The sequence below is a fragment of the Geodermatophilus sp. SYSU D00710 genome (assembly GCF_054050195.1).
In genome coordinates this window covers 1-11,436 of record NZ_JBJGYX010000031.1, presented here as the reverse complement: position 1 = coordinate 11,436, position 11,436 = coordinate 1, and the positions used below count along the sequence as shown (strand labels likewise).

The window sequence follows — 11,436 nt, the reverse complement described above, 5'->3', positions numbered from 1 at the left end:
GCACGGGACGGAGCCAGGGACGTGACCTCGCTGGAGACGGGCCGGCAGGCGCTGGGGGACCGCTACGAGCTCCAGGAGCTGATCGCCCGCGGTGGCATGGGCCAGGTGTGGCGGGGGCGCGACCGGCTGCTCCTCCGGCCGGTCGCGGTCAAGGTCCTGCGCAGCGAGTACGCCGACGACCCGGTGTTCCTCGAGCGCTTCCGCTGCGAGGCCCGGCACGCCGCGGCGCTGAGCCACCCCAACATCGCCGCCGTCCTCGACTACGGCGAGTCCGACGACGAGGCGACCGGCGAGCACCTGGCCTACCTGGTCATGGAGCTCGTCGACGGCGCGCCGCTGTCGGACCGGCTCTCGGCCGACGGGCCGCTGGAACCCGAGGCCGCGCTGTCGGTGCTGCAGCAGACGGCCGCGGGTCTGGCCGAGGCCCACCGCGCGGGCCTGGTGCACCGCGACGTCAAGCCGGCCAACATCCTGGTCCGGCCCGACGGCCGGGTGAAGCTCACCGACTTCGGCATCGCGTGGTCGGCGGAGAGCGTGCCGCTGACCGGTACCGGGCAGGTGATCGGCACCGCCCGCTACATGTCGCCGGAGCAGGCCGCCGGCGACCGGGTCAGCCCGGCCAGCGACGTCTACGCCCTCGGCCTGGTCGGCTACGAGTCGCTCACCGGGCACGCGCCGTTCGACGGCACCAACCCGGTCACCGTGGCGCTCAAGCAGGTGCGCGAGGCCCCCGAGCCGCTGCCCGAGGACGTCCCGCCCGGCGTCCGCTCCCTCATCGACGCCGCCCTGGTCAAGGACCCCGGTGAGCGGCTGCCCGACGCGGACGCGTTCCTGACCGCCGTCGAGGAGACGATCGAGCAGACCGCCCGGCCGCGTCCTGGGGCGCCGTCGCCGTCCCGGGCGGTCGCCGCGGCCCCGCCGGCCGCGCTGGTCGAGACGGCCGCGGTCACGGTGCCCTCCCCGGAGCCGGTGTCCCCGGACGACCCGCCACCCGGGGAGACCGCGCAGGTGTCCGGTGCCTCGCGGTCGCCGCGCCGGCGCCCGGCGGTGCTGGTGCCGGTGCTGGCGGTGCTGCTCGCGGGCCTGCTCGCGGTCCTCCTCCGGCCGGGTGGCTCCGGCGGCGGGCAGCCTCCCGCGCAGGCCGCGGAGACCGGCGCCGGCACCGGCGAGAGCGCCGCGACGGCCGGCTCGGTGGTCCTGGCCGCCAACGACCACGTCGGGCGCCCTGCTGACGACGTCGCCGCGGACCTCACCGCGCTGGGTCTCACCGTGCAGCGGCAGGACGAGGTGACGACCGCCGTCGAGCCGGGCACGGTCTCGGGCCTCGACCCGGTCGGTGTCCCGCTGCAGCCCGGCGCCCCCGTGACGCTGCGCGTCGCGGTCACCCCGGCAGCACCGGCACCGGCGCCCGAGGGCGGTGCGTCCGCGGGCGGTGAGGGTCCCGAGGCGGCGCTGTCGGTGCCGTCCGGGTCCGGCCCGGCCGCGCCCGCCCCGGCCGAGCCCGCGCCCGCGGAACCGGGACCGTCGGACGCCGCCGTGTCCCCGGACCCGGCGTCCCCCGAGCCCGCGCCGTCCGAGCCCGCGCCCTCCGACGCGGCACCCTCCGACGCGGCCCCCTCGGACGCGGTGCCCTCGGAGCCCGCCCCGTCCGAGCCGGTGCCCTCGGACAGCGCCCCGACCGAGCCGGCCCCGACCGACCCCACCGGGCCCGCGCCGACCGAGCCGGCGCCCTCGGACAGCTCCCCGACCGAGCCGGCCCCGACCGACCCCACCGGGCCGGCCCCGAGCGAGCCGTCGGGGTCCGCCCCGACGGCTCGCTCGGAGCCCGCGCCGTCGGGGTCGTCGGGGGCGACGTCCCCGGGGTCGGCGACGTCGTCGGCACCCGACGGGGGCAGCGCGGCCCCCGACACGGGTGCGGCCGGCTGACCGCGGGCGGTTAGGGTCCTCCGCCATGCCGACCAGGTCACCGGGGGACGCTCCGGCGGGGACGATCGAGACGCTGGGCCTGCCCACCCGGGCGGTCACCGCGCTGACCCGCGCAGGCATCACCGACGTCGCCGCGCTCGCCGCCCTCAGCCGCCGCGAGCTCGCCGCCGTGCCCGGGCTGGGCGCGGGCCTGGTGACGGCGATCCGCCGCGTCGTGCCCGAGCCGCCCACGCCGCTGCCCCGATCGGGGACGGCGGCGCGCGACGGGCAGCTGTCGCTGCCGGCCGAGGAGGACGGGGCGCCCGACGCGCCGGAGATCCCCTCCTTCGCCTCGCTGCGGGACCCCCGCCGGCGCAGCGGCCTCGACCTGCTGGTGCCCGGGGCCCCCGCGCCGGAGCAGGGGACGGCGCCCGGTCCACAGCCCGAGGCGGAGGCGACCCCGCCCACGTCCGCCCCGCGCCGCGCCGCCCGCCCGGCGCCCGCACCCCGGCCGGCCGAGTACGCCGACCTGCTGCGGCTCGGGATGCGGGCGGCCCGCGCCGCGGTGACCGTGCCCGGCCGCCTCGCGCTGTGGTCGGTGCGCACCCAGGTCGACTGGCTGCGGCGGCTGCTCGGCACCTGACGGCCCGACACGCCGCCGCGACACGCGACGCTCGTCACGCTCCGCCGCCGCGGGATTGTCACGGTGCGGTAACGACGGTTACCGTGGCCGCTGTCCGACCGGCCGTCAGTCCCCGTCCGGGGAGTCCGGACGGATGCCGCCGAGTCGCCCTCCCGGGCGAGCCGGGGACCCACCGCACCACTGGGGTGAATCCCGCCCGCCGGACACCGTCCGGCCGCGGGTAGGGCTGCTTCCCGCCCGAACCCGTCAGCTGACCCGGTAGGCGGCCCACGGGAGAAACGGAGAGCCCGCCGGATGGCGCGCTTCTGCAGCACGACCGCACCACCCCGCCGGCTCCGCCGCACCCGGGTGCGCTCCCGCATCTGACCGCGCCCGGCCGTCCCGACGCCGCCCCGCGCCCACCCGAGCCCCGCTTGGGTGGTGCCCGCCGGTGCGCCCGCGTCGCCGCGACGGCCGGTGCCGCCCGCTGCCCCGCACCCCTCCACGGCGCCGCCGCCGGCCGCGCCGTGCCCGCACCCCTGGAGCACCTCCCCCCGATGGACGCCCCCACCGCCGAGATCCCGCGGCCCGCCGCCGGCGCCACCCGCCGGTCCCGCCGCCGCGCCCCCGTCCGCCGCCCCGCGCTGCTGCTCGGCGTCGCCGCCGCCGGCGCGCTGGTGGCCAACGTGCTGGTCGGCCCCGACCCGGCCGCCGAGGCGCAGGCCGGGACGTCGGAGACCGTGACCGTCGCCCAGGCGCTGGGCCTGCCCGCGCAGACCGGCCCCGCGACCGAGCCCCCGCAGGTGCAGCCGCAGGACCTGCAGGTGCTCGAGGAGCTGGCGGCCAGCCGCGGCAGCCGCGAGGCCGCCGAGACCGCCGCCGCGCAGGCGCAGGCCGGTGCCGACCAGGCCGTGCGCGACGCGCAGGCGGCCGAGGCCGCGCGGCTCGCCGCCGAGGCGCAGGCCGCCGCGGAGGCGCAGGCCGCCGCCGAGCAGGCCGCCGCCGAGGCGGCCGCGGCCGCGGAGGCCCAGGCCGCCGCGGAGGCCGCGGAGGCGCAGGCGGCGGCGGAGGAGGCCGAGGAGGAGTCCGGCGGGTCGGAGGCGGCGTCCTCCCCGGCCGCCTCGTCGTCGGTCTCGTCCTCGTCGTCGGGGACCACGGCCTCCCGCGTCGCCCGGATCACCAACACCTCGGGCCCGGTGCGCTCGGTGGTGCAGGCCGCCGCCGACGCCGTGGTCAGCAACGTCCCCGGCGCCGCGTCGATCACCCTCGGCGGCACCCGCGCGAGCGCGGCCGACCCGGGCGGGCACCCCTCCGGCCTGGCGCTGGACTACATGGTGCTGACCGACGCCGCCCTCGGCGACGCGATCGTGCAGTACCACGTCGAGCACTGGGACGAGCTCGGCGTCGACTACCTCATCTGGGAGCAGCGGATGCTCTCCTCGCCGGGTGGCTCGTGGTCGACCATGGCCGACCGGGGCGGCGTCACGGCCAACCACTACGACCACGTGCACGTCAACTACGTGGGCTGAGCCGCGACCTCCCGCGCCGCGGGCGCCAGCCAGCGCACCGGGTCCTCGAGCACCGCGTCGAGCGCGCGCAGCGCCGCGCCGGTCGCCCCCGCGGCCGGCACGGCGCCTCCCGCGGCCACGAGCGGCCGGCGCCACCGGGCCGAGAGCACCCGCCGGGCCAGGTGCTCCTCCAGCCCCGGGCGCAGCAGGTCGGTCAGCTCGGCGAGGTGACCGCCGAGCACCACCGTGGGGATGTCGAGCACGTTGACCACCCCGGCCAGCGCGACGCCCAGCGCCCACGCCGCGCCGTCGAGCGCGCGGCGGGCGCCGGGGTCGCCGGCCTCGGCGCGGGCCCGCAGCTCCGCGGGGCCGGCGTCGGCGGGCACCCCGGCGGCGGCCAGCAGCGCCAGCCGGCCGGCGTAGCGCTCCAGGCACCCGGTCGACCCGCACGGGCAGTCCGGCCCGGCCGGGTCGACGCAGACGTGGCCGATCTCGCCGGCCCAGCCCGAGCTGCCGGTCATCACCCGGCCGCCGAGCACCGCGGCCCCGCCGATGCCGATCTGCCCCGACAGGTAGACGAAGTCCCGGTGCGGCCCCGGCCGGCCCGGGGCGCTCTGCGCGACGCAGCGCGCGGCGAGGTCGGCCTCGTTGCCGAGCACCGGGACCAGCCCGTCGGGGAGCAGGCCGGCGAGCGCGTCGGCGGGCCGCACCCGCGACCAGCCGAGGTTCGGCGCCCGCAGCAGCAGGCCCCGCCCGGCGTCGACCAGGCCGGGCAGCGCCAGCCCGGCGCCCACCACCCGCACACCGGCGGGCAGCGACCCGAGCACCTCGGCGCCCAGCCGGCCGAGCCGGTCCAGCGTGGCGACCGGGTCGCTGTCGCGCAGGTCCTCCTCGTGCAGCCGCTCGGCGACCGTCCGCCCGCGCAGGTCGACCACCCGGACCGCGACCAGCCCGGCGTCGACCTGCATGCCCAGCCCCGCCGGCCCCGACCCCGGTGCGAGCGGGGTGGCCGGCCGGCCGCGGCGCGACGCCGGCCCGCGCTCGACCTCGTCGAGCAGGCCGCCGGCGACCAGGTCGTCGACCAGCCGGGACGCCGTGCCGCGCGTGGTGCCCAGTGCCGCCGCGACGCCGGCCCGCGACAGCTCGCCGGGGTCGGCGCACACCGCGCGCAGGACCAGCGCGAGGTTGGTCGCCCGCAGCGTCGACTGCCGGGCACCGGTGAGGACGCGGCCGTCGGACACGGGTTGAGGTTAGCCGGGTGGATCGTTTATGTTCTACCGCAGCACAAAAGCGGTGGCCCGCGTCACCCGGACGAGCGCCCCGGTGCCCGGCGGAAGGATCCCCATGCCCCTGCAGCCCACCCGTGAGGACAGGTTCACCTTCGGTCTGTGGACGGTCGGCTGGCCGGCCCGCGACCCCTTCGGCGACGCGACCCGGCCGGCGATCGACCCGGTCGAGTCCGTCGAGAAGCTCGCCGAGCTGGGCGCCTACGGCGTCACCTTCCACGACGACGACGTGATCCCGTTCGGCAGCGACGACGACCAGCGCACCAAGACCATCGAGCGCTTCAAGCAGGCGCTGGCCGACACCGGCCTGGTCGTGCCCATGGTCACCACCAACCTGTTCACCCACCCGGTGTTCAAGGAGGGCGCGCTCACCGCCAACGACCGCGGCGTCCGCCGGTACGCGCTGCGCAAGGTCATGCGCAACATGGACCTCGCCGCCGAGCTCGGCGCCTCCACCTACGTGCTGTGGGGCGGCCGCGAGGGCACCGAGGTCGACAGCGCCAAGGACCTCAAGGCCGCGCTCGACCGCTACCGCGAGGGCATCGACACCCTGGCCCAGTACTCCGAGGACCGCGGCTACGGCCTGCGCTTCGCCCTGGAGCCCAAGCCCAACGAGCCGCGCGGCGACATCTTCCTGCCGACCATCGGCCACGCCATCGCCTTCATCCACGGCCTCGAGCACGCCGACCTGGTGGGCGTGAACCCCGAGGTCGGACACGAGCAGATGGCCGGCCTCAACTACACCCACGGCATCGCCCAGGCGCTGTGGCAGGACAAGCTCTTCCACATCGACCTCAACGGCCAGAAGGGCCCGCGCTACGACCAGGACTTCGTGTTCGGCCACGGAGACCTGCTCTCCGCCTTCGCCACCGTCGACCTGCTGGAGAACGGCTTCCCCTCCGGGGGTCCCCGGTACGAGGGCCCGCGCCACTTCGACTACAAGCCGCTGCGCACCGAGGACCTGAAGGGCGTCTGGGAGTCGGCCGAGGCGAACATGCGCACCTACCTGCTGCTCAAGGAGCGGGCCGCCGCGTTCCGTGCCGACCCGGAGGTGCAGGAGGCACTCGCCGACGCCGCCGTCCCGGAGCTGGCCCAGCCGACCCTCGGCGACGGCGAGTCCCACGAGCAGCTGCTGGCCGACCGCTCGGCGTTCGAGGACTTCGACGCCGAGACCGCCGGCGCCCGCCGCGGCGGCCAGGTGCGGCTGTCCCAGCTGGCCCTCGAGCACCTGCTCGGCGCCCGCTGATGCCTCTGGTCGCGGGGGTCGACACCTCGACCCAGGCCTGCAAGGTCGTCGTCCGGGACGCGGCGTCCGGTGCCCTCGTGCGCGAGGGCCGGGCGCCGCACCCGGAGGGCACCGAGGTGGCCCCCGCGGCCTGGGCGGCCGCCCTGGATCAGGCGGTGGCGCAGGCCGGCGGGCTCGACGACGTCGCCGCCGTGGCCGTCGGGGGGCAGCAGCACGGCATGGTCTGCCTCGACGAGGACGGCCGGGTCGTGCGCGACGCCCTGCTCTGGAACGACACCCGCTCCGCCGGCGCGGCCGCCGACCTCACCCGGGAGCTCGGCGGCCCGCGGGCGTGGGCCGACGCCGTCGGCCTGGTGCCGGTGGCGTCGTTCACCGTCACCAAGCTGCGCTGGCTGGCCGAGCACGAGCCGGAGAACGCGCAGCGCACCGCCGCGGTGTGCCTGCCGCACGACTGGCTGACCTGGGTCCTGGCCGGGACGCCCGGCCTGGGCGCCCTGGTCACCGACCGCGGCGACGCCAGCGGCACCGGCTACTGGTCGGCGGCCACCGGCGAGTACCGCCCCGACCTGCTCGAGCGGGCCCTCGGCCGCACGCCGGCCGTCCCGCGGGTGCTCGGCCCGGCCGAGGCCGCGGGCACCTCGGCCACCGGCGCGGTGCTCGGGCCGGGCACCGGGGACAACGCCGCGGCGGCGCTCGGGCTGGCCGCCGAGCCCGGCGACGTCGTCTGCTCGATCGGCACCTCCGGGGTGGTGTCGATCGTGTCCGACACACCGGCCGCCGACGCCACCGGCGCGGTCGCCGGGTTCGCCGACGCCACCGGCCGGTACCTGCCGCTGGTGGCCACGCTCAACGCCGCCCGCGTCCTCGACGCCACCGCCCGGCTGCTGGGCGTCGACCACGACGAGCTGTCCCGGCTGGCGCTGTCGGCACCCGCGGGGGCCGGCGGGCTGGCGCTGGTCCCGTACCTGGAGGGCGAGCGGACGCCGGACCGGCCGGACTCCACCGGCGCGCTGCACGGGCTCACCCTCGCGACGTCGACCCCGGCGCACCTCGCGCGCGCCGCGGTCGAGGGGCTGCTGTGCGGGCTGGCCGACGGCCTGGACGCCGTCCGCGCGACCGGCGCGCAGGTGCGGCGGGTGCTGCTGGTCGGCGGCGGCGCCCGGTCGGCCGCGGTGCGGGCGATCGCCCCGGCCGTGCTCGGCGTGCCGGTGCTGGTGCCGCCGCCGGGGGAGTACGTGGCCGACGGCGCCGCCCGGCAGGCCGCCTGGGTGCTGTCCGGGGAGGCCGAGCCGCCGGCGTGGGAGCGGCCGGGCACCGAGCTGCACGAGGCCGACCCGACCCCGGCGGTGCGGGAGCGCTACGCCGAGGTCCGCGGCCTCACCGCCCGCCGCGTCTGACCGCGGCCGGGGGCCCGGCCGGACCCGCCCGTTCCGCTGCCGCGCGCCTGGGGGAGGCTGGGTCCCCGTGACGACGAGGACGCCGGCAGTGCGGGCGGGCTGCCGGTGACCGACGCGTTCCTCCCGGAGGGCCTCACCGGGCCGCTGCTCGCCCTCGTCCTGCTCGCCGCGCTGACGGCCGGCTGGGTGGACGCCGTCGTCGGCGGCGGCGGGCTGATCCAGCTGCCGGCGCTGCTGCTCGTCCCGGGCCTGTCCCCGGTGCAGGCGCTGGCCACCAACAAACTGGCGTCGGTGTTCGGCACCACCACCAGCGCGGTCACCTACCAGCGGCGGGTGCACCCCGACCTGCGCACGGCGCTGCCGATGGCCGCGGTCGCCCTGGTGGGCTCGTTCTGCGGGGCGTCTGTGGCGGCGCTGCTGCCGGCGGAGGTGTTCAAGCCGGTCATCGTGGTCGCGCTGGTGGGCATCGCGCTGTTCACCGCGCTCCGCCCGTCGCTCGGGGAGGTGACGGCGCTGCGGCACACCGGCCGCCGGCACCACGGCACGGCGCTGGCGGTCGGGGCGGTCATCGGCTTCTACGACGGCGTCCTGGGGCCGGGCACGGGCTCGTTCCTCGTCTTCGCGCTGGTGTCGCTGCTCGGCTACGACTTCCTCAACGCCAGCGCCAAGGCCAAGATCGTCAACGTCGCCACCAACCTCGGGGCGCTGGCGTTCTTCGTGCCGCACGGGTCGGTGGTCTGGGGCCTGGGCCTCGCGCTCGGTGCGGCCAACACGCTGGGCGGCTACGTCGGCTCGCGGACGGCGACCAGCCGGGGCACCGGGTTCATCCGGGTCGTCTTCCTCGTGGTGGTGAGCGCGCTCATCGTGCGGCTGGGCTGGGACGTCTGGACGGAGAACGTGCGCGGCTGAGGCCGATGGGCCCTGGCGCAGGTGAGGCGGGCGCGCGAGCCTGGGGCGCCGGTCGCGGTGTCCGGCGCAGGAGGGGGACCCGGGCCGAGGGGCTGGCGGCAGCCGATGGGGCAGGTCGAGGAGCGGGCGCAGGAGTCGGGCGAGGAGGTCCGCCCCGGCACCCGGCGCCTGCTGGTCGCCTTCCTCGTGCTCACCCTGCTCGCCGTCAACCAGCTGTTCGTCCTCGCCGACGTGGCCGACCGCTACTGGGCCTGGACGATCCGCACCGAGCCGACCGCCGCCTTCCTCGGCGCGGCCTACGGCGCCGGCGCGGTGCTGTCGGCGCTGTCGCTGCGGGAGGACCGCTGGAGCCGGATCCGGATCCCGGTGCTCACGGTCACCGTCTTCACCGTCGTCACGTGCGTCGCGACGCTGGTCCACACCCACCGCCTGCACCTGCTCAGCGGGGGGCCGGTGGCCCGCGTGGCGGCCTGGACCTGGCTGGCCGTCTACCTGATCGTCCCGGCGCTGTGCCTGGCGGTGGTGCTCGCCCAGGAGGTCCGCCGCACGGGACGGCCGGCGGTGCTGCGGCCGGTGCCGGGCTGGCTGGCCGGGCTGCTGGCCGTCGAGGGGGTGCTGCTGCTCGCGGCCGGCGGGGTCCTCTTCGCCGGCGGGCTGTTCGTGCACCACCACGTCGAGACCGTCACGTCGTTCTGGCCGTGGGAGATCACCCCGCTCAGCTCCCAGGTGATCGGTGCCTGGCTGCTCGCCCTCGGTGTCGCCGCGGCGCTGGTTCTCCGTGACCGGGACCTCGGCCGGCTGTTCGTCGCGGGCCTCACCTACACCGTCTTCGGGTCGCTCGAGCTCGTGGCGCTGGTCTGGTACCTGCCCGAGATGGACACCGGCGACGGGTGGGTGTGGGCCTACGGCCTGTTCCTCGTCGCCGTCGTCGTCACCGGCGCCGTCGGTGCCCGCGCCGCCCGGGCCGCCCGGCGCGGCGGCACCGGTCCGGCGCCGGCGACGGCCGGCTGACCGGGGCGTCGCCGCGCTGTGGTGCCGGGCACGAGCGGCGGGCACCATCGACGCACCGACGACCGTCCCCGACCCAGGCCGTCCCGGAGGTCCCCGTGAGCGCCCCCGTCCCCGAGTCCGTCTTCACCTACGGAGCGCCGCAGCTCAAGTTCGGCAGCGGCGCGTCGGAGGAGATCGGCTTCGACCTCAGCCGGCTGGGCGTGCGCCGCGTGCTGGTGGTGACCGACCCCGGGGTGGCGGCCACCGGGCTGCCGCAGCGGGTGGCCGACCAGATGGGCCGCTACGGCATCGAGGCGCGGGTGTACGACGGCGTGCACGTCGAGCCCACCGACGTCAGCCTCACCGCGGCGGCGGAGGAGGCGCGCGCGTCGGGGCCGTGGGACGCGTTCGTGGCCGTGGGCGGCGGGTCGGCCATCGACACCGCCAAGGCCGTCGACCTGCTCACCACCAACCCCGGCGAGCTCCTGGACTACGTCAACGTGCCGGTGGGGAGGGGCAAGGCGCCGACCGAGCCGCTCAAGCCGCTGGTCGCCGTCCCGACCACGACCGGCACCGGGTCGGAGAGCACCACCATCTGCGTGATGGACGTGCTCGCGCAGCGGGTGAAGACCGGCATCAGCCACGCCCGGCTGCGCCCGACCCTCGCCGTCGTCGACCCGGACCTGACCCTCACCCAGCCGCCGGGGGTGACCGCGGCGTCGGGCATGGACATCCTCTGCCACGCGCTGGAGAGCTACACGGCGCGCTGGTACACCACCTACGACCGCAAGACCGCCGAGCAGCGGGTGCCCTACTGCGGCTCCAACCCGATCTCGGACATGTGGTCGGAGAAGGCGCTGTCGCTGCTGGCCGGGTCCTTCCGCCGGGCGGTCCGCCACGGCGACGACCGACAGGCGCGGGGGGACATGGCGATGGCCGCGACCTTCGCCGGGATGGGGTTCGGCAACGCCGGGGTGCACGTCCCGCACGCCAACGCCTACCCGATCGCCGGACAGGTGAAGGACTTCCACCCGAAGGACTACCCGGCCGGCGAGCCGATGGTGCCGCATGGCATGTCGGTGGCGCTCACCGCGCCGGAGGCCTTCCGGTTCACCTTCGCGGCCGCGCCGGAGCGGCACGTGCGCGCCGCGCAGCTCCTCGCGCCCAACGCCGGGGAGCCCGACGACCCCGCCGAGTTCCTGCCGACCGTGCTCACCGACCTGATGCGTGACATCGACATGCCCAACGGCATCGCCGCGGTCGGCTTCGACGACGGCGACGTGCCCGACCTGGTCGCGGGGACGATGAAGCAGCAGCGGCTGCTGGCCACCTGTCCCCGGGAGGTCACCGAGGACGACGTCGCGGGGATCTTCCGCCGCTCGATGACGCTGTGGTGACTTCGCCGCCCGGCTGAGCGCGGCCGACCCCGACCCCGCGCCCCGACCCCGCGCCCGACCCCGCGCCGTGGGGGCCCCCCCCCCCCCCGCCCCGCCGGGGGGGGCCCCCCCGGGGCGCCCCCGGGGGGCGCGCGGGGGGGGGGGGGGCCCCCCCCGGGGCCCGCGGGCGGCGAGCC

At 77.8% G+C, this 11,436-nt stretch carries 9 protein-coding genes and 1 riboswitch; of the genes, 8 read left to right on the top strand and 1 reads right to left on the bottom strand.

What is annotated here, in order from left to right; genetic code table 11:
• Positions 1-21 precede the first annotated feature (21 nt).
• The 3 genes from ACI78U_RS14960 to ACI78U_RS14950 all read left to right on the top strand — a co-directional run bounded on the left by ACI78U_RS14960 (position 22) and on the right by ACI78U_RS14950 (position 4,056).
• Positions 22-1,926 carry a protein kinase domain-containing protein gene (locus ACI78U_RS14960; protein WP_456876122.1) on the top strand — a complete coding sequence of 635 codons (1,905 nt, stop codon included), beginning with the start codon at positions 22-24 and terminating at the stop codon, positions 1,924-1,926.
• Between the two features lie 25 nt (positions 1,927-1,951).
• Positions 1,952-2,548: a DNA-directed RNA polymerase subunit alpha C-terminal domain-containing protein gene (locus ACI78U_RS14955; protein ID WP_456876121.1), complete on the top strand. Its 597-nt coding sequence runs from the start codon at positions 1,952-1,954 to the stop codon at positions 2,546-2,548.
• A 127-nt stretch (positions 2,549-2,675) separates the two neighbouring features.
• Positions 2,676-2,829, top strand: a riboswitch (cyclic di-AMP (ydaO/yuaA leader).
• A 255-nt stretch (positions 2,830-3,084) separates the two neighbouring features.
• Positions 3,085-4,056 (top strand): hypothetical protein, encoded by a 972-nt coding sequence (locus ACI78U_RS14950; protein WP_456876120.1) that lies wholly within the window; start codon positions 3,085-3,087, stop codon positions 4,054-4,056.
• Here ACI78U_RS14950 and ACI78U_RS14945 read toward each other — a convergent pair.
• Entirely contained in the window at positions 4,044-5,276 is a 1,233-nt protein-coding gene (locus ACI78U_RS14945; protein WP_456876119.1) for an ROK family transcriptional regulator, read from the bottom strand. The genes ACI78U_RS14950 and ACI78U_RS14945 overlap by 13 nt on opposite strands.
• A 103-nt stretch (positions 5,277-5,379) precedes the next feature.
• On the opposite strand from ACI78U_RS14945, the gene xylA reads away from it, so the two are divergent.
• The 5 genes from xylA (at position 5,380) to ACI78U_RS14920 (ending at position 11,260) form a co-directional block, all read left to right on the top strand.
• Positions 5,380-6,567 carry a xylose isomerase gene (xylA, locus tag ACI78U_RS14940; protein ID WP_456876118.1) on the top strand — a complete coding sequence of 396 codons (1,188 nt, stop codon included), beginning with the start codon at positions 5,380-5,382 and terminating at the stop codon, positions 6,565-6,567.
• Positions 6,567-7,964, top strand: a complete 1,398-nt coding sequence (gene xylB / locus ACI78U_RS14935) for a xylulokinase (RefSeq protein ID WP_456876117.1) — start codon at positions 6,567-6,569, stop codon at positions 7,962-7,964. Before xylA ends, xylB begins: the two co-directional genes overlap by 1 nt.
• A gap of 105 nt (positions 7,965-8,069) precedes the next feature.
• Entirely contained in the window at positions 8,070-8,873 is an 804-nt protein-coding gene (locus ACI78U_RS14930; protein ID WP_456876116.1) for a sulfite exporter TauE/SafE family protein, read from the top strand.
• 105 nt (positions 8,874-8,978) lie between these two features.
• Positions 8,979-9,884, top strand: coding sequence for a hypothetical protein (locus tag ACI78U_RS14925; RefSeq protein ID WP_456876115.1), 906 nt, complete (start codon positions 8,979-8,981; stop codon positions 9,882-9,884).
• 95 nt (positions 9,885-9,979) lie between these two features.
• The gene (locus tag ACI78U_RS14920; protein WP_456876114.1) at positions 9,980-11,260 is read left to right on the top strand and encodes a hydroxyacid-oxoacid transhydrogenase; all 1,281 of its coding nucleotides are present in this window, start codon (positions 9,980-9,982) and stop codon (positions 11,258-11,260) included.
• Positions 11,261-11,436: the final 176 nt, after the last annotated feature.